This is a genomic window from Variovorax sp. GW821-FHT10B04, from assembly GCF_059415645.1.
This window is the reverse complement of record NZ_JBWKNQ010000003.1, coordinates 15,902-38,374: the sequence shown is the minus strand read 5'-3', so window position 1 is coordinate 38,374 and position 22,473 is coordinate 15,902. Positions and strand designations below refer to the sequence as shown.

The 22,473-nt window shown below is 62.2% G+C and carries 21 protein-coding genes; 9 read left to right on the top strand and 12 right to left on the bottom strand.

The window, feature by feature from the left end; genetic code table 11:
- Position 1: 1 nt before the first annotated feature.
- Positions 2 to 1,579 (bottom strand): hypothetical protein, encoded by a 1,578-nt coding sequence (locus tag AC07PZ_RS08315; RefSeq protein ID WP_495294595.1) that lies wholly within the window; start codon positions 1,577 to 1,579, stop codon positions 2 to 4.
- Between the two features lie 242 nt (positions 1,580 to 1,821).
- Positions 1,822 to 3,885, bottom strand: a complete 2,064-nt coding sequence (locus AC07PZ_RS08310; protein WP_495294594.1) for a sodium-translocating pyrophosphatase — start codon at positions 3,883 to 3,885, stop codon at positions 1,822 to 1,824.
- A gap of 246 nt (positions 3,886 to 4,131) precedes the next feature.
- Here AC07PZ_RS08310 and ppa point away from each other — a divergent pair, with 246 nt between their 5' ends.
- Positions 4,132 to 4,659, top strand: a complete 528-nt coding sequence (gene ppa / locus AC07PZ_RS08305) for an inorganic diphosphatase (protein ID WP_495294593.1) — start codon at positions 4,132 to 4,134, stop codon at positions 4,657 to 4,659.
- 82 nt (positions 4,660 to 4,741) lie between these two features.
- Here ppa and AC07PZ_RS08300 read toward each other — a convergent pair whose 3' ends face one another.
- The 3 genes from AC07PZ_RS08300 to AC07PZ_RS08290 are packed head-to-tail and all read right to left on the bottom strand — an operon-like array spanning position 4,742 to position 7,853.
- Positions 4,742 to 5,389, bottom strand: coding sequence for a YitT family protein (locus AC07PZ_RS08300; protein WP_495294592.1), 648 nt, complete (start codon positions 5,387 to 5,389; stop codon positions 4,742 to 4,744).
- A 9-nt stretch (positions 5,390 to 5,398) separates the two neighbouring features.
- Positions 5,399 to 6,382 (bottom strand): Bug family tripartite tricarboxylate transporter substrate binding protein, encoded by a 984-nt coding sequence (locus AC07PZ_RS08295; RefSeq protein ID WP_495294591.1) that lies wholly within the window; start codon positions 6,380 to 6,382, stop codon positions 5,399 to 5,401.
- Between the two features lie 55 nt (positions 6,383 to 6,437).
- The gene (locus AC07PZ_RS08290; protein WP_495294590.1) at positions 6,438 to 7,853 is read right to left on the bottom strand and encodes a M20 family metallopeptidase; all 1,416 of its coding nucleotides are present in this window, start codon (positions 7,851 to 7,853) and stop codon (positions 6,438 to 6,440) included.
- 124 nt (positions 7,854 to 7,977) lie between these two features.
- On the opposite strand from AC07PZ_RS08290, the gene AC07PZ_RS08285 reads away from it, so the two are divergent.
- The gene (locus AC07PZ_RS08285) at positions 7,978 to 8,931 is read left to right on the top strand and encodes a LysR family transcriptional regulator (protein WP_495295144.1); all 954 of its coding nucleotides are present in this window, start codon (positions 7,978 to 7,980) and stop codon (positions 8,929 to 8,931) included.
- Here the strand turns inward: AC07PZ_RS08285 and AC07PZ_RS08280 are convergent.
- Complete coding sequence (locus AC07PZ_RS08280) at positions 8,915 to 10,150, bottom strand: GNAT family N-acetyltransferase (RefSeq protein ID WP_495294589.1); 1,236 nt, start codon at positions 10,148 to 10,150, stop codon at positions 8,915 to 8,917. The two genes, AC07PZ_RS08285 and AC07PZ_RS08280, sit on opposite strands and share 17 nt — an antisense overlap.
- Before the next feature lie 164 nt (positions 10,151 to 10,314).
- On the opposite strand from AC07PZ_RS08280, the gene AC07PZ_RS08275 reads away from it, so the two are divergent.
- A complete protein-coding gene (locus tag AC07PZ_RS08275) occupies positions 10,315 to 10,653 on the top strand; it encodes a P-II family nitrogen regulator (protein WP_495294588.1) in 339 nt (112 codons plus the stop codon).
- Here AC07PZ_RS08275 and AC07PZ_RS08270 read toward each other — a convergent pair.
- From AC07PZ_RS08270 to AC07PZ_RS08245, 6 genes are read right to left on the bottom strand one after another with little or no spacing between them, the layout of a single operon-like run.
- Positions 10,650 to 11,240, bottom strand: a complete 591-nt coding sequence (locus tag AC07PZ_RS08270) for an LOG family protein (RefSeq protein WP_495294587.1) — start codon at positions 11,238 to 11,240, stop codon at positions 10,650 to 10,652. The two genes, AC07PZ_RS08275 and AC07PZ_RS08270, sit on opposite strands and share 4 nt — an antisense overlap.
- Positions 11,241 to 11,269: 29 nt before the next feature.
- Complete coding sequence (locus tag AC07PZ_RS08265) at positions 11,270 to 11,665, bottom strand: diacylglycerol kinase (protein ID WP_495294586.1); 396 nt, start codon at positions 11,663 to 11,665, stop codon at positions 11,270 to 11,272.
- 4 nt (positions 11,666 to 11,669) lie between these two features.
- On the bottom strand, positions 11,670 to 12,254 hold the full coding sequence (locus AC07PZ_RS08260) for an RDD family protein (protein ID WP_495294585.1): 585 nt from the start codon (positions 12,252 to 12,254) through the stop codon (positions 11,670 to 11,672).
- Positions 12,255 to 12,265: 11 nt separating this feature from the next.
- Positions 12,266 to 13,036 (bottom strand): DUF3106 domain-containing protein, encoded by a 771-nt coding sequence (locus AC07PZ_RS08255; RefSeq protein WP_495294584.1) that lies wholly within the window; start codon positions 13,034 to 13,036, stop codon positions 12,266 to 12,268.
- A gap of 25 nt (positions 13,037 to 13,061) precedes the next feature.
- A complete protein-coding gene (locus AC07PZ_RS08250) occupies positions 13,062 to 13,496 on the bottom strand; it encodes a DUF3619 family protein (RefSeq protein WP_495294583.1) in 435 nt (144 codons plus the stop codon).
- A complete protein-coding gene (locus tag AC07PZ_RS08245) occupies positions 13,493 to 14,062 on the bottom strand; it encodes an RNA polymerase sigma factor (protein ID WP_495295143.1) in 570 nt (189 codons plus the stop codon). The genes AC07PZ_RS08250 and AC07PZ_RS08245 overlap by 4 nt, the downstream gene beginning before the upstream one ends.
- A gap of 270 nt (positions 14,063 to 14,332) precedes the next feature.
- Here AC07PZ_RS08245 and AC07PZ_RS08240 point away from each other — a divergent pair, with 270 nt between their 5' ends.
- The 6 genes from AC07PZ_RS08240 (at position 14,333) to AC07PZ_RS08215 (ending at position 22,367) form a co-directional block, all read left to right on the top strand.
- Complete coding sequence (locus AC07PZ_RS08240; RefSeq protein WP_495294582.1) at positions 14,333 to 16,114, top strand: acetolactate synthase 3 catalytic subunit; 1,782 nt, start codon at positions 14,333 to 14,335, stop codon at positions 16,112 to 16,114.
- A gap of 121 nt (positions 16,115 to 16,235) precedes the next feature.
- Positions 16,236 to 16,727 carry an acetolactate synthase small subunit gene (gene ilvN / locus AC07PZ_RS08235; RefSeq protein ID WP_076998466.1) on the top strand — a complete coding sequence of 164 codons (492 nt, stop codon included), beginning with the start codon at positions 16,236 to 16,238 and terminating at the stop codon, positions 16,725 to 16,727.
- A 145-nt stretch (positions 16,728 to 16,872) separates the two neighbouring features.
- A complete protein-coding gene (ilvC, locus tag AC07PZ_RS08230; protein ID WP_495294581.1) occupies positions 16,873 to 17,889 on the top strand; it encodes a ketol-acid reductoisomerase in 1,017 nt (338 codons plus the stop codon).
- Positions 17,890 to 18,050: 161 nt separating this feature from the next.
- Positions 18,051 to 18,875 (top strand): CDP-diacylglycerol--serine O-phosphatidyltransferase, encoded by an 825-nt coding sequence (gene pssA / locus AC07PZ_RS08225; protein WP_495294580.1) that lies wholly within the window; start codon positions 18,051 to 18,053, stop codon positions 18,873 to 18,875.
- Between the two features lie 211 nt (positions 18,876 to 19,086).
- Positions 19,087 to 20,790 (top strand): 2-isopropylmalate synthase, encoded by a 1,704-nt coding sequence (leuA, locus tag AC07PZ_RS08220; protein WP_495294579.1) that lies wholly within the window; start codon positions 19,087 to 19,089, stop codon positions 20,788 to 20,790.
- A gap of 38 nt (positions 20,791 to 20,828) precedes the next feature.
- Positions 20,829 to 22,367 (top strand): 2-isopropylmalate synthase, encoded by a 1,539-nt coding sequence (locus tag AC07PZ_RS08215; RefSeq protein WP_495294578.1) that lies wholly within the window; start codon positions 20,829 to 20,831, stop codon positions 22,365 to 22,367.
- Positions 22,368 to 22,473 lie beyond the last annotated feature (106 nt).

Here is a 22,473-nt window from a genome sequence, read left to right as displayed (position 1 = left end):
ACTATCGGGTGGGCGCCGGGGTCGTGGCGTTGGTCGCGCTATTTGGCAGCTGATCGGTGTCGCCGGTCCGCCGCAGGAGTCGAGGCCCTGGCCCGCCGATCGGACGGTTCAGAGGTAGTCCTCCTGCTCTGCCTCGATCCTGATAGCGGTCTGGGTACTCGCGCTCGTGCTGAAGCTGGAGGCGATTGTTGATGCGAGGTCTATTACCAATGTGCGCATTGAGCTCCTGTCTGCGGATATCCCCTTCCTCGTCATAAGGGGTGGCGTAAGTGTTGTTGAGCCAGCTCACACCGTTGTCCGTGGTGTACTCCCTGCATTGCCATGTCCGGAAGTACCAACGCTCCGTCGGCGCATTGAGGCCTGGAGTCACCATGAAGATGTGATCGCCGTTGTCGCCGGAAACACGATAGTCGGTAACATGCACTCCGCCCCATCCGAGGTTCGGAGGAGGTCCGACGTACCTGTAGTCGTGTCCCTTGTCCGGCCCTGTGACGTATTTCAAGAATTCCTCGGGTGATACATACGAGGTACCTCCTGGTGAATAGTCGCCCCGCACGGACTCTATTCCGTAGAAGGACTTGATTTCCAGGCGACGATAGTTCAATACCTTCGTGCGTTCTTCTTCCGCGTGTCGGGCGCTTTCCTCCTGCCTTAGCCTCTCCCGGTCGGCGCCCGCCCGTTTCCTGTCCGCTTCAAGACCGGCGACTTCATCCGTCAACGGTTGCATCAACTGGTTGAGGTGAAGATCAGAGACGTTGTTCATGGCAAGCACGGGCAACGTGTTGAAGAGAACGCGCTCTGAGTGAATGCGAGAAATGTTCGAATAGCCGGGGTTGTGGCGGTCGAATTGAGATATGGCGTTGTGGAGCTTCAATATGAAGCGTCGAAGCGATCTGAAGATTCCCTTCACTCTGTCGAGCAAATGCGGCGCGTTCGTTCGCAGATAAATGGTCGCGTAGGCTTTGATGTAATGGGGTGAGGCAACCGTTTCGTATTTTTCCAGGGACTGGTTTGCAGCAATCACGAGTCTTTGATTCCATAAGTGATACGCAAAGCGCGGAAGCAGTTCGCGTAGATGCACGCGAGTGCCATTGGGCGTGACGTGAACCACGATGTCGCCGACTTGCTTGTGTCTTGCGCCGGTCGTGCGGTTTTTCGACACCGGCTCATCTTCACGGCGAGCCCGAGCGGGGCCGACTGAATCGGCGGCGGTCGATGGGGTCGAATCTGTCTCGACGTCTGGGCCCCAGAGCAGTGCATCGTGCAAGTCGGGATCAGGCTCTACGGCTTGATCGTCATCGTCCTCGTCTACCGGGGACTCGAAGTCTTCGTAATTCTTTGCTTCGTAGTCCTCATAATCTTCGTAGTCGTTGTCCAGGTCATAAGTTCTGTCGCGCAATCCTTCGAGCATTCCTGCCGGTCTCACACCTTGCTCATACAGCTGAAGCTGGCTGAGTCCTTTGAGCTGGAATTTGGATGTTCCAGGCTGATCCAAGGGCAGGTTGATCGGCGTCGCACCCACGAGCGATCTGAGCAAATGACTTGTGAGTATTCCGATGGAGTTTGTCGAGTTGGTCATGGCTTCCTAGTTGGATGAATATAGGAGGACGCGTGCGATGGCTATCCATCAGCACGATGCTCATCGTCTTCAGCGGCCGATGACAGCCTATTGAGGAGTCGAAACCATGTCAGGGCGGGCGAAGTAAGAATCGTAAGAGTGGCCGATCCGGCACCCGAAAGGCGACTAATTCACCACGAAAAAGGTCACCACGAAAAAGGCCCGCCGAAGCGGGCCTTGTGGCGGTCCGGTGACGGGACGTGTCAGCCGCCGTGGAACTTCACCACCAGCGGCACGATCAGCAGCGCGACGATGTTGATGATCTTGATCAGCGGATTCACTGCCGGGCCGGCCGTGTCCTTGTAGGGATCGCCGACGGTGTCGCCTGTCACAGCCGCCTTGTGCGCCTCGGAGCCCTTGCCGCCATGGTGGCCGTCCTCGATGTATTTCTTGGCGTTGTCCCAGGCGCCGCCGCCGGTGCACATGCTGATGGCGACGAACAGCCCCGTGACGATGGTGCCCATCAGCAGCCCGCCGAGCGCCTTCGGCCCGAGCAGCAGGCCCACGAGGATCGGTACCACCACCGGCAGCAGCGAGGGGATCATCATTTCCTTGATCGCGGCGCCGGTCAGCATGCCGACCGCCTTGCCGTATTCGGGTTTGGCCGTGCCTTCCATGATCCCGGGGATGTCGCGGAATTGCCGGCGGACTTCTTCCACCACCGCGCCGGCTGCACGGCCGACCGCCTCCATCGCCATCGCACCGAAGAGGTACGGAATCAGCCCGCCGATGAACAAGCCGACGATCACCATCGGATCGCTCAGGTTGAAGCTGATCGCCTGGCCGTAGCTCTCGAGCTTGTGCGTGTAGTCGGCGAAGAGCACCAGCGACGCGAGGCCCGCCGAGCCGATCGCATAGCCCTTGGTCACGGCCTTGGTGGTGTTGCCCACGGCGTCGAGTGGATCGGTGACGGCGCGCACGCTGTCGGGCAACTCGCTCATCTCGGCGATGCCGCCGGCGTTGTCGGTGATCGGTCCGTAGGCGTCGAGCGCGACCACGATGCCCGCCATGCTCAGCATCGCAGTGGCCGCCACTGCGATGCCGTAGAGGCCAGCCAGCGAATACGACGCCAGGATGGCAATGCAGACGAAGATCACCGGCCAGGCCGTCGAGCGCATCGACACGCCCAGGCCCGCGATGATGTTGGTGCCATGTCCGGTCGTCGACGCCTGCGCGATATGGCGCACGGGTGCGTACTGCGTGCCGGTGTAGAACTCGGTGATCCAGACCAGCGCCGCCGTGAGCGCGAGCCCCACGAAGCAGGCGCCGAACAGCTTCATGACGCTGCCCGACGCGGCAATGGCGTTGTCCGGAATCAGCCAGGACGTGACGAACCAGAAGGCGATCAGCGACAGCACGCCGGCCACCGCCAGCCCCTTGTAGAGCGCCGGCATCACGTTGGTCATGCCGGGCGACGCCTTCACGAAGAAGCAGCCGATGATCGACGCGATGATCGACACGCCGCCCAGTGCGAGCGGATACATCACCGCGTTCAGCGGTGCCGCCGTGACCATCAGCGCGCCCAGCACCATCGTGGCGATCAGCGTCACGGCATAGGTCTCGAACAGGTCGGCCGCCATGCCGGCGCAGTCGCCCACGTTGTCGCCCACGTTGTCGGCAATCACGGCCGGGTTGCGCGGGTCGTCCTCCGGGATGCCGGCCTCGACCTTGCCGACCAGGTCGGCGCCCACGTCCGCACCCTTGGTGAAGATGCCGCCACCGAGCCGCGCGAAGATCGAGATCAGCGAAGAGCCGAAGGCGAAGCCGATCAGCGGATTCAACAGCACGGCCAGGTTGGCGCCGGCTTTGCCGGAGCTCGCCAGGAACCAGTAGAAGCCGGTGACGCCCAGCAGCCCGAGGCCGACCACCAGCATGCCGGTGATGGCACCGCCGCGAAACGCCACATCGAGCGCCGGGCTGATGCCTTGCGTGGCGGCCTGCGCGGTGCGCACGTTGGCGCGCACCGACACGTTCATGCCGATGAAGCCGCAGGCGCCCGACAGCACGGCGCCGACGACGAAGCCGACCGCGGTCGTGAGATCGAGGAACAGGCCGATCAGCACCGCCAGCACGATGCCGACAATGGCGATGGTTCGGTACTGCTTGGCCAGATAGGCCGCGGCGCCTTGCTGGATCGCCGCAGCGATCTCCTGCATGCGGGGATTGCCCGGGTCCTTCGCCAGGATCCAGCTGCGCGCCCAGACGCCATAGCCGACGGCCACGAGGCCGCAGACGATCGCCAGGACGAGGGGGGTGTTGCCATTCATGCGTTGTCTCCATTCGTTCGTTGTGACTTTTGGAGACGAAAGCACGGTCCTGGTGCGCAACGCCACGGGACTGTGCTTCCGTCGCGTTGCTTCCTCGAGCCGCCCGCCACAGGACGGGGAGCCGGATTGGCCAACGACGGCAATTTACAGGCAAATCTCGGCTCCGTGGTGCCCATCGCGGTGCGCGGAAAGTAAACTGCGGGTTTGTCCGAATCCTCCTAAAACCAACCCTCAACGAGATCGACCATGTCCTTCGACAAAGTTTCCCCCGGCACGAACGTCCCCGACGCATTCAACGTGGTCATCGAGATCCCGATGAATTCGGACCCGATCAAGTACGAGGTGGACAAGGAGTCGGGTGCGCTGTTCGTCGACCGTTTCATGACGACCGCGATGTACTACCCGGCGAACTACGGCTACGTGCCGCAGACGCTCAGCGGCGACGGCGATCCGGTCGACGTGCTCGTGATCGCACCGTACCCGCTGCTGCCCGGTGTGGTGGTGCCTTGCCGTCCGCTCGGCATCCTGATGATGGAAGACGAAGCTGGCGTCGACGGCAAGGTTCTGGCCGTGCCGACCACCAAGGTGCTGCCGATCTACAGCCACTGGAAGTCGATCGACGACGTGAACCAGATGCGCCTGAAGGCCATCAGCCACTTCTTCGAACACTACAAGGACCTCGAAGCCGGCAAGTGGGTCAAGGTGCTGGGCTGGGAAGGCATCGAGGCTGCCAAGAAGGAAGTGCTCGACGGCATCGCCAACTACAACAAGTAAGCCGCGACACCTCGCAAACAAGAACGCCCCGCTTGCGGGGCGTTTTGCATGGCGGAGCAGATGCCGCGCCGCGCACTCACGCTCACATGCCCAGATAGCGCCCTGGCCGGTGGTTGATGGCGAGAACGATGTTCAGCGCCACCGCGCCCACCACCGAATAGGCAACCCGGATCGGCTCGATGGAGACCAGTGCGAGCAGCACGATCGCGCAGTCCACCGCCATCTGGATCTTGCCTGCACGCCATCCGAAGCGGTCCTGCAGCCACAGCGCCAGCACCCCGATGCCGCCCAGGCTGCACTTGTGGCGGAACAGGATCAGGAAACCCGTGCCTGTGATCAGCCCGCCGGCGATCGCGGCATACAGCGGCTGCAGCGACGCGAAGGACAGGAAATGAGCCTGCAGCGAAGTCAGCGTCGACAGCAGGGCCACCGCGATGAAGGTCTTCACGGTGAAGGCTGCGCCGAGCTTGCGCAGCGCCAGCCAGTAGAAGGGCAGATTGAGCACGAAGAACACCGGCCCGAATCCTATGCCGCTGACGTAGTGCGCCAGAAAAGCCAGCCCGGCCGTGCCGCCTGTCATCAGGCCGGCGCTGCTGAAGAAGGCGACGCCGACCGAAATCATGAGCGTGCCGCTGGTGATCGCCAGTGCATCCTCGGTGCGGGTATGGCGATGCGGCGTCTCGGTATCGATCTGCGCCTGGATGTCGCGCGTGGTGTTCGGGTCGGTCATCCTCCGAGCTTATTCGGGCTGGATGCCGGCGCGATGCGCCAGCGCAAGGTAGCGCGAGATCTCGCTTTCCATCTGCTTGCGGAACGGGTCGGCGCCGATCATCACCGGTTCCATGCCTTGCGCGCGCAGTTGGGCCTGCAGGGCAGGGTCGGACATCGTCGCACCGACGTCACGCACCAGCCGCTGGATCACCGGCGCGGGTGTGCGTGCCGGTGCGGCGAAGCCATACCAGGCATCGAAAGTGGCCTCGGGCAGCTTGAGCTCCGTCAGCGTTGGCACGTCCGGCAACATGCTCGACCGCGTGGTGCCGACGATGCCGAGCGCGCGCATCTTGCCCGACTTCACGTGTGGTGCGACCGAGGCAACGGTGTCGATGCCCATCTCGATCTCGCCAGCGATCAGGGCGATGGAACTCTGGCTGCTGCCCTTGTACGGGATGTCCTGGAGCTTCACGTCGGCGGCCAGCGCGAACAGCTCGCCCGCGAGATGCGGACCCGAGCCGCTGCCAAAGGTCGCGTAGCGGATGCCCTTGGGTGTTGCCTTGGCGGCGGCGATCAGGTCCTTGACCGAATGCAGCTTCGAGTTGCCGCCGACCACCAGCACCAGCGGCGTGCGCGCGACGATCGCGATCGGTGCGAGGTCGCGCATCGGGTCGTAGGGCAACTTGGCGCGCAGCGCAGGATTCACGGTGTAGCTCGTCGAACCCGACAGCAACAGCGTGTAGCCGTCCGGTGCGGCCTTGGCGACGGCGTCGGTGCCGATGATGGTCGAGGCGCCCGGCCTGTTGTCGATCACGACAGGTTGGCCGAGCCGCTCCGCCAGTTTCTGGCCCATGGCGCGCGCGACCAGATCGGTGCCACCGCCGGGCGGGAAGGGGACGACGAGCCGGACTGGCTTGGCGGGCCAGGTGTCCTGTGCGAAGACAGGGCTGAGGCAAAGACTGGCGCCCAGGATGAGCGTGAGGGCCTGGAAGCCGCGGCGAGTGGTGTTCATAGGTTTTCGTTAGGGGAAATCGAGAGGCGGTGTGACGGACAACGTCCGGACGCTTTCAGGTGGCGGCCTGCGTTTTGCCGGTCTGCCATGGCGCATGGCCAGGTTCGCCGAGGTCCCAATAGAGGCCGGCCATGATCTGCAACCCTTCGCGTGCAATCGAGGCGAGCAGATGCTCGTTGGGCGCGTGCTGCGCGCAGGCCGGGTACGAATGCGGGACCCACAGGGTCGGCAGGCCGAGCAGCTTGGCGAAGACGTCGTTGGGCAGCGATCCCGCGAGATTCGGCAGCAGGTCGGGCCGTTGGCCGGCACTGTGTTCGATCGAACCTTGCGCCCAGCTCACCCACGGGTTTTCGACGTCGAGCCGCGTGGCGGCGCCCGTCAGCGTGATCTGGATGTCGACCTGTGGGAAGCCGTGCGCATCGAGGTGTGCCCGCACGATTTCTTCCAGCCGCTCCCATGGGGTTCCGACCACGAATCGCAACTGGCAGTGCGCGACCGCCTCTCCGGGGATGGCATTGACCGGCCGTTGCGGCGAGCCGGCGCCGAGCGCCAGTACTTCGATGGTGTTCCAGGCCATCAGGCGTTCCGCCGGACTCAAGCCTGGTTCGCCCCAACCCGCGTCGAGTGCTGGATCGTCGGTGTCGCCGCCGATCTCGATGCTGGCCAGTGCGGCTCGCACGGCTTCGCTGACCGGTGGCGGGCGCAGCGCGTCGACGAGGATGCGTCCGTGCGCATCGACCAGGCTGGCGACCGCGTGGCTCAGCACGGTGGCCGGGTTGGCCAGCACGCCACCCCAGTTGCCCGAGTGATAGCCGCGCGGACGACTGCGCAGCCGAAGGCTGAAATTCACGGCACCGCGCGAACCCAGAAACAGCGTGGGCCGCTGCGCCCGCACGCGTGGACCGTCGCAGGCGATCAGCAGGTCGGCCTGAAGCTTGGCACGTTCCTGGGTGCAGATGGCGTGCAGTCCGGGCGATGCGGCTTCCTCGCCCATTTCGAAGAGCGCTGTGAAGTTGTAGCCCAACTGCCCATTGCGGGCCTTGATCACGGCCGCGAGTGCGCCAAGGTTGATGGTGTGCTGGCCCTTGTTGTCCGCCGTGCCGCGGCCGTACCAACGGTCGCCTTCGACGGTCAGGTTCCAGGGCGAGAGGCCCTCGCGCCAGTGCGCGTCCTGCCCGCTGACCACATCGCCATGGCCGTAGGTCAGTACGGTGGGCAGGCTTTCATCCTCGGTGCGGCGGGCAATCAGGAACGGACCGCCACCTTCGACAGGGTTGGCGACCACCTCGCAGTCGAACCCCAGGGCAGTCATCGAGGGGATCAGTTCATCCTTCAGGTAGGTCTCGAGCGCAGGCGTCGCGACGCCCGTGTCGCTTTCGGTACGCAGCGCGATGCGGCGCCGCAGGTCCGCGAGAAAACTGCCGTTGTCGAAGTAGCTGGCCGCGGCGGTCAGCGCGTCTGTTCGTTGCATGAATGGCTTCCTTTTGGCTGGGAACGCATGCAAGTAGAAGGCCGGATCGGCGTTGCTGGCACTATCGATTTGGCAAGCTACCATTGCCTTGAAAGCAATACCGAATCCTGCGTGGAGCCTGCCGATGACACCCTTGCTCGCCATTCCGATGCGCTATTTCATGGAGGTAGCGCACAGCGGCTCGGTCAACCAGGCTGCGGCGCGTCTGTTCGTGGCCGCGTCCGCCGTCAGTCGCCAGATCGCGAAACTGGAGGACGGACTCGGTACGCCGCTGTTCGAGCGCCGCACGCGCGGCATGGTGCTGACGCCCGCTGGCGAGCGGCTGGCCGCGCATCTGCGGAATGCGCTGCTCGATGCGGAGCAAGTGATCGAGCAGGTGAGGGATCTGGGTCACCAAAGCGCGGGCCGCATCCGTGTCGCCTGCACGGAAGGATTCGCCGGTAACTTGATGCCCGGCATGATGCGGGCGTTCCAGGCGGCGCATCCGCGCAGCCAGTTCGAACTGCATGTCGGTGCGCCGGACGAGGTCAGCTCGCTGCTGATGCGCGGTGAGGCAGACCTCGGTCTCAAGTATGTCGTGGCACCGGAGCCCGGGCTTCGCGTCGAATGCACGATGACCGCGCCTGTCTACGCGGTGATGGCACCGGACCACCCGCTTGCGCCACAGCGTGTGGTGCAGGTGGCGGAGGTCGTGCGCTATCCCCTGGCCGTAGGAAGCCGTGGGGTGACCACGACGCGCCAGCTGTTCGATCTCGCCTGCAGTGAGCAAGGGCTCCAGTACCGTGCAAATTTCGTCAGCAATTTTTCGGCTGCGCTGCTGCCATTGATGCAGGCGCCGGACATCGTGCTGGCCGGCCATCACACCGTGGTGCACCTGATCGACGCGGGAACGCTGGTTGCCCGGCCTTTCAGCGACCCGCAGTTGCAGCAACGGCGGCTGCAACTGCTGTCGCTCGATGGGCGCACATTGCCTGCATTGGCCAGGGCGTTCGTCGAATACGGTGTGCGTGTGCTGACGCAGACCGGGCGGCGCAAGCTGGGGCGTGCCCGTCGGCGCCCCGTCAGCCCTGCGACTTGAAGGGGCTGCGCTCGCCGAGGTGGTCGATGTAGTTTTCGATGCCCGCGCCTTCGCGCTCCAGGAAGCGTTCGACGGCGTCGGCAAACGCCGGGTGCGCCAGCCAATGTGCACTGGTCGTCTTGACGGGCATCAAGGCGCGAGCCATCTTGTGTTCGCCTTGTGCGCCGCCTTCGAAGCGGCGCACGCCATGCGCGATGCACCATTGCAGCGGCTGGTAGTAGCAAGCCTCGAAATGCAGGCAGTCGACGCGCTCGATCGCACCCCAGTAGCGACCGTAAGCGACCTCCGGTGCGCCGTCGTCCAAGCCATCGGCAGACAGCGCGATCAGGCTCGACGCGATGGGCCGGCCTTCTCGCTGCGCGATGAACAGCAGCCACGATTCCGGCATCGTGGCTGCCATTCGCTGAAAGAAGTCGCGGGTCAGGTATGGAGCGTTGCCGTGTTCACGGTAGGTGCGTGCGTAGCATCGATAGAAAAAATCCCAGTCTGCTTCGTCGATGTCGGTGCCCCGCGACCATCGGAAGGTGACGCCTGCATCCGCTACTTTTCGGCGTTCCTGCCGGATCTTCTTGCGCTTGTCGTGGGACAGGCTGCCAAGGAAGGCTTCGAAATCGCTGTAACGCGCCTGCTCGGCCGGGATGGCGGTAGCCGCGTCTTCGGCGGGGAGGGCATGCGTGTTTCTCGATGGCGCCTCGTTCGTCCAATGAAACTGGACGGTGTGGCGCAGCATCAATCCGGCGCTCTCGCAGCCGCTGATGTCGTCGTCCGCGCCGAAAAGCAGGTGCAACGATGACATGCCGGCTTGTTCACACCACTGGACAAGCCCCTGAATCAGCAGAGCCCGGCTGTCCGCATCCTGCGCCAGAAGCCGGGCGCCCGGAACTGGCGTGAACGGCACCGACACCACGGCCTTGGGGTAGTAAGCCAGTCCGTGCTGTTCGTATGCATTGGCCCACGCCCAGTCGAAAACATATTCGCCATAGGAATGGCTCTTGAGATACAGCGGACACGCCGCTGTCATCTTTTTTCCTTGCCAGAGCGTTGCGAATTGGGCCGTCCAGCCGGATTCGGACGTAGCGCTGCCGCTCTCGTGAAGGGCATTCAGGTATTCGTGCCTCATGAACGGGCTCTGCGACGCTTGCGTTGCAAGCAACTCATTCCATGCTGCAGCCGAAATTTCAGAAGGAGCGCTGTGAATTCGAAAAACGGGGGCGGCCAAGTTTGCTCCGGGGGAGGTATCGCGACTTGAAACAAAAAGAAGCGTAACAGTGTGTGCTAATGCCGTGTTTCGAGGGCCGTTGAAAGCCGAAGCGCTGCTTTTGAGCGACGATTGTCCCTAGCCTGTAATCGGACTTTTAAAACAATCATTTTGGGAAGGTGTCTATGAAGTTGATAACCGTCATCGTCAAACCGTTCAAGCTTGACGATGTGAGGGAGGCGTTGTCCGCCATCGGTGTGAGTGGCCTGACTGTGACCGAAGCCAAGGGGTTCGGAAGGCAGAAGGGGCATACCGAGTTGTACCGTGGGGCCGAGTACGTCATCGACTTTCTGCCCAAGATGAAGGTCGAGGTGGTCGTCAACGAGGCGGACGTCGACCGTTCCATCGAGGCAATCATCCTGGCGGCCCGTACGGGCAAGATCGGCGACGGCAAGATCTTCGTCACCGATGTCGAACGGGTGGTTCGCATCCGTACAGGCGAGCAGGACGAAGCAGCGGTCTAGACGATGTTGGCGAGCCGGTCGCCCTTGGGGCGCCGGGCCGCTTCGTCGACCATGGCTTCGAGCAAGTCCTTGGCGTCATTGCCGGTGCGCATCAAGCCCATCTGCCAATCGTTCATCAGGCCATCTCGAACGCTGCTGCCCAGAAAAGCAAGCAGTGCGTCGTAATAGCCTGCAACGTTGAGGATGCCGATGGGCTTGTCGTGGTAGCCAAGCTGTCGCCACGTCCAGATTTCGAACAGCTCTTCAAAGGTGCCGATGCCGCCGGGCAGTGCGACGAAGGCATCCGCGCGTTCCCCCATCATGGCCTTGCGCTCGTGCATGGTGTCGACGATGTGGAGTTCATCGCACAGTCGGTTTGCCAATTCCTTGTCGACCAGCGCCTTGGGAATCACTCCGACCACACGCCCGCCAGCCGCGCGAGTGGCTTCAGCCACTGTTCCCATCAAGCCGGTTCGGCCACCGCCGTAGACGAGTTGCCCATGGTGTTCGCCGATCCACCGGCCAACGGTTTCGGCCGCAGCCGCGAATTCAGGACGCTCACCGGAGCGCGAGCCGCAATACACACAAACTGAAAATGCTGGAGTCATCCCTCGATCATGCCCCGATCGGACTGACCTTAGCTGCCGAAGTGCTGCCAGATTGCCCCGACCCAGATGCCGCCTGCAAGGAGTAGCGACAGGAGCACTGCCGCACTACCCATGTCCTTGGCGCGCTTGGAAAGGTCGTGCCATTCCGGCCCGATGCGATCGATCGCGGCTTCAACGGCGGTATTGAGCAATTCAACGATCATGACGAGCAGCACGCTGCCCGCCAGCAGCGCTGTTTCCGTCCAGTGCTCACCGAGCCAGAAGGCGGCCGGAAGCAATACGATTGCCGCAATCGCTTCTTGCCGAAACGCTGGCTCGCTCCAGCCGGCACGGAGACCTGCGAGCGAAATGAGCCCTGCGTGCCAGACGCGATCAAATCCGCTGCGGGCCTTTTGCGGATTGACCGCGGAATCGGGTTTGCTCATGAATTCATGGGTTGACTGGGCGCGCCGCAATCAGGCGAGTGCCGGCCCAGGCGTCGTGCCAAAACTGGCTTTCCGGATGAAATCGTGCAAGAAGCGCCCAGACAGCGATCCACCCGGAGATCATGAGGACGGACTCACCGCCGGAAAGCTTGAAAGGTGCGAGCGCTGCCAATGGCGGCAAAAACCATAACCAGGCCAGCAAATAGCGCAACAGCGCGCGCGCCTGCGTAACGGGGCGGCCGCGCGTATCGACAATGCGAATGCCCCAGGTTTTCATGGCCAAGGTTTGACCTTTTGACCAGAAATAGACGAAATAGATGCCGAAGACCACAAAAAGGAAGGCCTGGAGCAAGTGGCGTCGCGTGTCCATCGCATCGCGCATCTGCCCCAGCGTGCTGAACAACCATCCGGCGATAAAAACGACCGCGAACATGAGCATGCCCTCGTAGAGCCAGCAAGCCATCCGGCGCCACAGGCCGGGTGTCGGTGGGCGCTGTACGGCCAAAGGCGTCGTGCTGTTTGCAGCCTTCGGATCAGAGGCTGTCGGCGAGAGTGCGGATGAAGCTTCGTATGGGCTGTTGGTGACCATCGACGGCTGTGTCAGGGAGCGGATGAAGGTTGCTCGGTGACAGGCACCGGCGGCGTACGCGCCGATGCAGGCGCGGCCGTCGTCAACGGCGCAGTGATTGTCGCTGCTGAGGATGACTCTGCCGATGTGGATTCGATATCAGCAGGCGTCGGGGCCAACTCGATGCGCGCGCTGTGCTGCATCTTGACTGCATTGGCCGGGACCGGCGCAAGCTTCTGCTGCGGGACAGGGCGCGCGGTGGCAGTTGCGCCAGGTGCGTGCGCCGTGGTCGCCCGCTCTGCGAGCGCACGTCGTTCTTTTTCACTGAGCGCTTGATAGGCTTCCCACTTGGCCTTGCGCTCGTCGCTCGGGATCTGCTTGACCTCGTCGAAATTGAACCTGGCCTGAGCGCGCTCCTGCTGGCTGAGGCCCGCCCAGTCGCTCATCCGGCTGTGCAGTTTGGCTTGCTCTGCTGGCGACAGCTTGTTGTGGTTTCGTGACAACGCCAGCCATTTGCGCTTGTGTCCGCTGCTGAGGCTGTCCCAATGCAACGCCAGCGGCAGCAAGGCCTGTTGCTGGCTGGCAGACAGTTCCTTCCAGAGCGGGTGTGAAGTTGCGCTGCGTACCGACTTGTCTGCAGTGGCGCTTTCACCGGTTGCTGCTGGCTTCACCTGCGCCATGGCCAGAACGGTGCACGCCGCTGCAAAGCCGCACAGTGTCATTGCGCGTGCCCGGACCCATGTGAGCCGACCCTTGGCGCGCGCGGCAGGCTCGTCCAGTGGCGTGGCAGAGAAGAGGGGCATGTGTTGTCGCGGCGTTTTTCAGTAATCAGTTCTTGTCGGCGGATGCTTCGGACTTGAGGAACTGTGCGAAGCCCGGGTCCGTGTATGCAGCGGGCGGAAGATCGTCGGTCAACAATGCCGAGTCGACATCGGCCAGCTCACGTGCACGGTTTTCGGCCTGCACCACGTTGATGGCGATCAGGCCGCCAACGAGTGCAACGAGTGGCAAGGCGGCACCAATGCGTGTCCACCACCAGCCGCCACCGCCAAGCGTCACCGTTCCCCCCGCGACGTGGGCTGTAGACGCCGCCCGCATCTCTGGCGCGAGCTTTCGCTTCGCCATGGCTTGCGTACGCGCAACTCGGAGGCGTTCGCTGATGTCGTGAGGCAATTCGTTGTTTCCAGCAGACAGTCGGGCCGCGACGCGGCGGCCAAACTGCTCTTCTAGCGCTTCAGCTTTAGAGGAAGGCAAGGTGTTCATAGCGATATTCCCTTGGCCTTGAGCGCTTTGCTCAAGGCATGGACTGCCCGAGAGCAGTGGGTTTTGACGCTGCCTTCGGAGCAGCCCATTGCTGCGGCTGTCTCGGCGACGTCCATGTCTTCCCAGTAACGCATCAGGAAAGCCTCTCGTTGACGGCCTGGCAACGCACTGATCTCTTCCTCTATCTGATGAAAAACTTGAGCGCGGCGTGTGGTGTCTTCTGCGCTTTCCGATTCACGAGAGTCGGTCGGCGAAACGAAATTCTCGAGCAGATCGAAATCGCCATCGTCGCCATCTGCCGTCTCGAAATCGCTGAGATTCGAGAACAGCGCACGCCGCGTTTTCTGCCGACGGAACCAGTCCAGGGTGCAGTTCGAGAGGATTCGCTGGAACAGCATCGGCAACTCCCCCGCCGGCTTGTCCCCGTAGTGCTCCGACAGCTTCATCATGCTGTCCTGCACGATGTCGAGGGCGGCTTCGTCGTCCCGCACGTGATAGACCGACCGCTTGAATGCGCGTCGTTCCACACTTTTCAGGAAATCGGAGAGTTCTTTTTCGGTGGCCAAGCAGAGGGGCGCGTCGCGACGCAGGTGGGGGCGTTTCGTCGTTTTTAGGTCGATGCGAATTATGGCATCGTGGTGTGGAAGGCTTTGCCGCCTGGGGTTGTTGCGCAACAGATGTCATAATCCGCCCCGCAAGTCAAAAGGCAAACGGGTCACGGTCCGGCGGAACATCAGTCCGCCCATGGCTTTGGCCTCAAGTCCCGACGCGGTCTCACAAGGGCTGGCAAGGGGCACCCAAGGTTTTTCGTTCCCGAAAAAACGCAAAGGTTCATCATGGAAATCTCGAAGGCGGAACTCGCTTCCGCGGCTGCAGCATCTGCAGCCGGCAATCAAACACAAGAACTCTCAGGTGCTGAAGTGCTGGTCAAGGCACTCCAGGCTGAAGGCGTGAACTACATCTGGGGTTACCCGGGCGGCGCCGTTCTGTACATCTACGACGCGTTCTACAAGCAGGACACCATCCAGCATGTGCTGGTACGTCACGAGCAGGCTGCAGTGCACGCGGCCGACGGTTTTGCCCGCGCCACCGGTGAAGTGGGCGTAGCGCTCGTCACCTCCGGCCCGGGGTTGACCAATGCGGTGACCGGTATCGCGACCGCGTACATGGATTCGATCCCGATGGTGATCATCGCGGGTCAAGTCCCGACAGCGGCGATCGGCCAGGATGCGTTTCAAGAATGCGACACGGTGGGCATCACACGCCCGATCGTGAAGCACAATTTCCTCGTCAAAGATCCCAAGGATCTGGCGATGACCATGAAGAAGGCATTTCACATCGCCCGCACCGGTCGTCCCGGGCCGGTGGTGGTCGATGTGCCGAAGGATGTGTCCTTCAAGAAAGTGACCTACTCGGGTTATCCCGATAAGGTCGAAATGCGTTCGTACAACCCGGTTCGCAAAGGGCACGGGGGCCAGATCCGCAAGGCGTTGCAGTTGTTGCTGGCTGCCAAGCGCCCGTACATCTACACGGGCGGTGGCGTTCTGTTGGGCAATGCGACCAACGAACTGCGCACCCTGGTCGACATGCTCTGCTACCCCGTCACCAACACGTTGATGGGCCTGGGCGCCTATCCGGCGAGCGATCGAAAGTTCCTGGGGATGCTGGGCATGCACGGCACCGTCGAGGCGAACAACGCAATGCAGAACTGCGATGTGCTGCTCGCGGTTGGTGCGCGCTTCGATGACCGCGTGATCGGCAATCCGAAACACTTCGCTCAGAACGAGCGCAAGATCATCCACATCGACATCGATCCGTCGAGCATCTCGAAGCGTGTGAAGGTCGACATCCCGATCGTCGGCGACGTGAAGGACGTGCTGACTGAACTGATTTCGATGATCCGGGAAGCGTCGCAGAAGCCCGACGCCGGTGCGCTTGCCGATTGGTGGAAGACCATCGAAGCGTGGCGCAGCAAGGATTGCCTGAACTACGACCGTGGCAACAAGGACGTCATCAAGCCCCAGTACGTGGTCGAGACGCTCTGGAACATGACCAAGGACGCCGACACCTACATCACGTCCGACGTCGGCCAGCACCAGATGTGGGCTGCGCAGTACTACCGCTTCGACGAGCCGCGCCGCTGGATCAACTCGGGTGGCCTGGGTACGATGGGTGTGGGTATTCCGTATGCAATGGGCATCAAGCTTGCGAAGCCGGAATCCGAGGTGTTCACCATCACCGGCGAAGGCTCGGTGCAGATGTGCATCCAGGAGCTGTCGACCTGCCTGCAATACAACACGCCGATCAAGATCTGCGCGCTCAACAACCGCTACCTCGGGATGGTGCGTCAGTGGCAGGAGATCGAATATTCCGGTCGCTACAGCCACAGCTACATGGACGCGCTGCCCAACTTCGTGAAGTTGGCTGAGGCCTACGGTCACGTCGGCATGCTGATCGAGCGTCCGCAGGACGTCGAGCCCGCGCTGCGCGAGGCTCGCAAGCTCAAGGACCGTACGGTCTTCATGGATTTCCGCACCGATCCGACCGAGAACGTGTTCCCGATGGTCAAGGCGGGAATGGGCATCACCGAGATGCTGCTGGGGTCCGAGGACCTCTGATACCTGAGTTCCGGGCTCGAAAATAGCCCGGTTTCGCCACACTTTTCGACGAATCTATTGTCCGCCGAGCCCGCGCATTACCGTGCGTGGGGGAGGGCGGCGAAAAGAGGAGTTCGCACACATGAAACACATCATTGCCGTCCTGTTGGAGAACGAGCCCGGCGCTCTCTCCCGCGTCGTGGGCCTGTTCTCGGCCCGCGGCTACAACATCGAATCGCTCACCGTGGCGCCGACCGAGGACCCAAGTCTTTCGCGGATGACCATCGTCACCGCCGGGTCGGATGACGTGATCGAGCAGATCACCAAGCATCTGAACCGGCTGATCGAGGTCGTGAAGGTCGTCGATCTCACCGAAGGTGCCTATACCGAGCGCGAGCTCATGATGGTCAAGGTGCGTGCGGTGGGCAAGGAGCGCGAGGAAATGATGCGCATGGCGGAGATCTTCCGCGGTCGCATCATCGACGTGACCGACAAGAGCTACACCATCGAGTTGACCGGTGACCACGGCAAGAACGACGCCTTTCTCGAGGCGATCGATCGTGGGGCGATCCTCGAAACCGTGCGCACAGGCGCCAGCGGCATCGGCCGCGGCGAGCGCATCCTGCGGGTCTGATCGCGATGTATCGGGGCTCAGCCGCCGCTCGTTCGGGCTGAGTCTGTCGAAGCCCTTGCTCGCGCAAGGACTGCATTGAGCCCTTCGACAGGCTCAGCACGAACGGCAACAACCACTGCACCAAAGCATCTATCTGGAGAACATCATGAAGGTTTACTACGACAAGGACGCCGATCTCAGCCTCATCAAGGGCAAGACCGTGGCGATCATCGGCTACGGCTCGCAAGGCCATGCGCACGCACAGAACCTGAACGACAGCGGCGTGAAAGTCGTGGTTGGTCTGCGCAAGGGTGGCGCTTCATGGCCGAAGGTCGAGAAGGCCGGCCTGAAAGTCGCCGAAGTCGCTGAAGCCGTGAAATCGGCCGACGTCGTCATGATCCTGCTGCCCGACGAGCAGATCGCGAACGTCTACAAGAACGACGTCGCCCCGAACATCAAGGAAGGTGCTTCGCTCGTCTTCGCCCATGGCTTCAACGTGCACTACGGCTTCGTGCAGCCGCGCGCCGACCTCGATGTCTGGATGGTCGCTCCGAAGGCGCCCGGCCATACCGTGCGCAGCACGTACACCCAAGGCGGCGGCGTGCCTCACCTCGTGGCCGTGCATCAGGACAAGACCGGCAAGGCGCGTGACCTCGCACTGAGCTACGCGACGGCCAACGGTGGCGGCAAGGCCGGCATCATCGAAACGAACTTCCGCGAAGAAACCGAGACCGACCTGTTCGGCGAACAAGCGGTTCTGTGCGGCGGCACGGTCGAACTTATCAAGGCCGGTTTCGAGACGCTGGTTGAAGCCGGCTACGCGCCTGAAATGGCGTACTTCGAATGCCTGCACGAGCTAAAGCTGATCGTCGACCTGATTTATGAAGGCGGCATCGCCAACATGAACTACTCGATCTCGAACAACGCCGAATATGGTGAGTACGTCACGGGCCCGCGCATCGTGACCGACGAGACCAAGAAGGTCATGAAGCAAGTGCTGAAGGACATCCAGACCGGCGAGTACGCCAAGAGCTTCGTGCTCGAAGCCGCTGCCGGCCAACCGGCGCTGATCAGCCGTCGCCGCATCAATGCCGAGCATCAGATTGAAATCGTCGGCGAGCAACTTCGCGCGATGATGCCCTGGATCAAGAAGAACAAGCTGGTCGACCAGACCCGCAACTGATCGAGCCTCGGCTCATGCACCAGGCCACCCTTGCGGGTGGCCTTTTTCGTTGGGAGCGCCATGGCGCCTGAACTACACTCGTCCGATGTACTGCTCCTATCGTCCTGCAATGAATCCGTCGGCACTTTTCCCTGCGCTTCCCCGCGCTGGAGGCCACTTTCATGCATGACGATACGGTGATGGACGATGCGCCGCCGCGCAAGCGTCGCAAGGGCATCTACATCCTGCCGAACCTGTTCACGCTGGCTGCACTTTTCGGCGGCTTCTATTCGATCGTGATGGCCATGAACGGCCGTTTCGATTTGGCGGCGCTGGGTGTTTTCGCCGCGATGATCCTCGACAGCCTCGATGGCCGCGTGGCGCGCATGACAAACACGCAGAGCGCGTTCGGCGAGCAGATGGATTCGTTGTCCGACATGGTTTCTTTCGGTGCCGCACCCGCGTTGATCGCCTATGAATGGTCGCTCAAGGGTTTGGGTCGCTGGGGCTGGATTGCTGCGTTCGTGTACTGCGCGTGCGCCGCGCTGCGGCTTGCCCGATTCAATGTGAACACGGGAACGGTGGACAAGCGTTGGTTCCAGGGGCTTCCTTCTCCGGCCGCGGCAGCATTGGTCGCCGGCTTCATCTGGCTGATGACCGAGTGGGGGAAACGTGGTGGAGAAGTGCTGTATCTGTCCTGGTCGCAGATCACGTGGATCACCTTCGCTTTCACCTTGTACGCGGGCTTGTCGATGGTCACGAACGCACCGTTCTACAGCTTCAAGGACGTCCAGGTGAAGAAGAGCGTGCCTTTCGCCGTGATCGTGCTGATCGCGCTGGCCATCGCCGTCATCAACATCCATCCGCCGACGGTACTGTTCGGTGTTTTCGTCGCCTATGGCCTCAGTGGATTCTTTGTCTACGGATGGCGCAAGGCGAAAGGCCAGCAGGTCAGCGTGATCAGCATGTCGACCGAGGAACCAGACGAGCGCGGGTTGCATAAATAACGCAGTAGGTAGAAGCCCGAAGATCGGCTCCCGCCGGCTTTGTGCTAAATTCGATGTCCTCATGAAGCAGATTTCGCTGGCCCTACTACTGATCCCCTTCGGGCGGAGAAGGTAGCGCACGCGTTAATCCCTGACACGGCCCGTTCGCACCAGCAACGGGCCGTTTTGTTTGGGGTTGCTGGTGAATCCACATCACCACAGAGAAATCGACATGTTGAAGCAACCTCAAGCCAAGTACCGCGCATTTGCCCCGATCGGCCTCAAGGACCGTACCTGGCCAGATGCCGTTCTGACCAAGGCGCCGATCTGGCTGTCGACCGATCTGCGCGATGGCAATCAAGCCTTGGTCGAGCCGATGGACATCGATCGCAAGATGCGCATGTTCGAAACCCTCGTGGCCATCGGCTTCAAGGAAATCGAGGTTGGCTTTCCTTCCGCGTCGCAGGTGGAATTCGACTTCGTGCGCCGCCTCATCGAGGAAGACCGCATCCCGGATGATGTGACGATCCAGGTGCTGACGCAGGCTCGCGACCATCTGATCACGCGCACCTTCGAGGCGCTCCAAGGCGCGCCGCGTGCCATCGTCCATCTCTACAACGCGGTCGCGCCGATCATGCGCCGCGTCGTGCTGGGCATGGACGAGGACCAGATCGTGGAACTCGCTGTGACGCACGCGCGCATGTTCAATGAATGCGCCGCAAAGCAGCCAGCAACGCAGTGGATTTTTCAGTACTCGCCCGAGATGTTCTCGGGCACCGACCTGGCGTTTTCGAAGCGCGTCGTCGATGCCGTGATGGACGTCTGGACACCGACGCCGCAGCGCAAGGCGATCGTCAATCTGCCGTCGACGGTCGAGCATTCGACGCCGAATATCTTTGCTGACATGATCGAGTGGATGCATCGCAATCTGGCCCGGCGCGATTCGATCGTGCTCTCTGTCCACCCGCACAACGACCGGGGTACGGGCACCGCCGCGGGCGAGTTCGCGTTGATGGCTGGCGCGGACCGCATCGAAGGCTGCCTGTTCGGCAACGGTGAGCGCACCGGCAACCTCGACCTCGTGAATGTGGCGCTCAATCTCTATACGCAAGGCGTGTCGCCGGAACTGGACTTCTCGAACATCGACGAGATCCGCGCGACGGTCGAGCATTGCAATCAGATTCCGGTGCACCCTCGCCATCCGTACGTGGGCGATCTCGTCTACACCTCGTTCTCCGGCTCTCACCAGGACGCAATCAAGAAGGCATTCGCGGCCCGCAAGGACGGCGACATCTGGGACATGCCCTACCTCCCGATCGATCCGAAGGACGTGGGCCGCAGCTACGAAGCCGTGATCCGTGTGAACAGCCAGTCGGGCAAGGGCGGCATGGCGTACCTGCTCGAAAGCGAGTACGGCCTCGAGATGCCGCGCCGTCTGCAGATGGAGTTCATGCAGGTCGTTCAGCGTGTGATGGACGTCGCGGGCAAGGAATTGACGGCCGCCGATCTGTGGCAGCTCTTCGAGAACGAATACCGCCTCAAGTCCGCTGCGGGCCCCCAGCATCGGGTGCTCGAAGAGCAGGGCGAGGGCGCTACGGCTTCCGTGGTGTTGCGCGCCGATCTTCCCTGGGATGGCGAAGTCCGGAAGATCGAGGGCCGTGGCAATGGACCGATCGACGCTTTCATCCAGGCGCTTGCCGCGTCGACCGGCCACGTGATTCGTGTGATCGACTACCACCAGCACGCGATCGGCGCCGGTGCCGACGCACAGGCGGTGGCGTATCTCGAATTGCGCATCGATGAAGCGCGCACCCTGTTCGGTGTGGGTGTCGACGCCAACATCATCTCGGCGTCGCTGAAGGCGATCGTCTCGGGGCTCGAGCGCTCGCGAGGGCACGACGCACGCAGCGCACAATCCGAGGCGGCCGCAGCCTGAGCGTGCAGCGCAGGGTGCCGAAAAAAAGGAAATCCACGATGACCGACAAGCTGATCATTTTCGACACCACCCTGCGTGACGGCGAGCAATCGCCTGGCGCTTCGATGACCAAGGACGAGAAGCTGCGCATTGCGCGCCAGCTCGAGCGCCTGCGGGTCGACGTCATCGAGGCTGGCTTTCCGGCCAGCTCGAATGGCGACTTCGAGGCCGTTCGCCTGATTGCGAATGCGATCAAGGACTCGACGATCTGTGGCCTGTCGCGTGCCAACGACCGCGATATTGCCCGGGCCGCCGAAGCGCTCAAGGGCGCCGCCAATGGTCGGATCCACACCTTCATCGCCACGTCGCCGCTGCACATGGAGAAGAAGCTCCGGATGTCGCCCGACGAAGTGTTCGAGCAGGCGAAGCTGGCCGTGCGTTTCGCGCGCAACCAGGTCGGCGACGTCGAATTCAGCCCGGAAGACGGTTATCGCAGCGACATGGACTTCCTGTGCCGCGTGATCGAGGCAGTGATCGCCGAAGGCGCCACCACCATCAACGTGCCCGACACCGTCGGCTATGCCATTCCCGAGCTCTACGGCACCTTCATCAAGACGCTGCGCGAGCGCGTACCCAACAGCGACAAGGCCGTGTGGTCGGTGCATTGCCACAACGATCTGGGCATGGCCGTGGCGAATTCGCTCGCCGGCGTGAAGATCGGCGGCGCACGCCAGGTCGAATGCACGATCAACGGCCTGGGTGAGCGTGCCGGCAACTGCTCGCTCGAAGAGATCGTCATGGCGGTGAAGACGCGCCGCGACTATTTCGGGCTGACGCTCGGTATCGATACCCAGCACATCCTGGCGGCCAGCCGGATGGTCAGTCAGACCACCGGCTTCGTCGTGCAGCCGAACAAGGCCGTCGTCGGCGCCAATGCGTTCGCGCACGCGTCCGGCATTCATCAGGACGGGGTTCTGAAGGCGCGTGATACCTACGAGATCATGCGGGCGGAAGACGTGGGTTGGAGCAATAACAAGATCGTGCTGGGCAAGCTCAGCGGCCGCAATGCGTTCAAGCAGCGCTTGTTGGAACTCGGCGTGACGATGGAAAGCGAGTCCGACATCAACGCGGCATTCGCGCGCTTCAAGGAGTTGGCCGACCGCAAGAGCGAAATTTTTGACGAGGACATCCTCGCCTTGGTCAGCGACGAGGAGGGTTCGAACGTTGGTGAGCGGTTTGGTTTTGTATCCCTGGCCCAGCACAGCGAAACCGGCGAGCGCCCACACGCCCGCGTCGTCTTCACCGTGCAGGGCAAGGAAGTCACGGGCCAGTCGGACGGAAATGGCCCGGTTGATGCTTCACTGAAGGCGATCGAGTCCCACGTTCAAAGTGGGGCCGAGATGGTGCTCTACTCGGTGAATGCGATCAGCGGGTCGACCGAGAGCCAGGGGGAAGTGACGGTTCGGCTTCAAAACGCTGGTCGCGTCGTGAACGGCGTCGGTGCGGATCCGGACATCGTGGTTGCTTCCGCCAAGGCTTATTTGAGTGCGCTCAACAAGTTACAGAGCCAAGCTGAGAGAGTTGCTGCGCAAGGTTGAGGTACGGGGCGATCCTTCATTTGGAATTCAGAAAGGGCCGCAAGTATCTGTTATTGCGCGATTTTTTTGATTTCTATACACTGCGGGCTCCCCCCTTTCGTCCGCT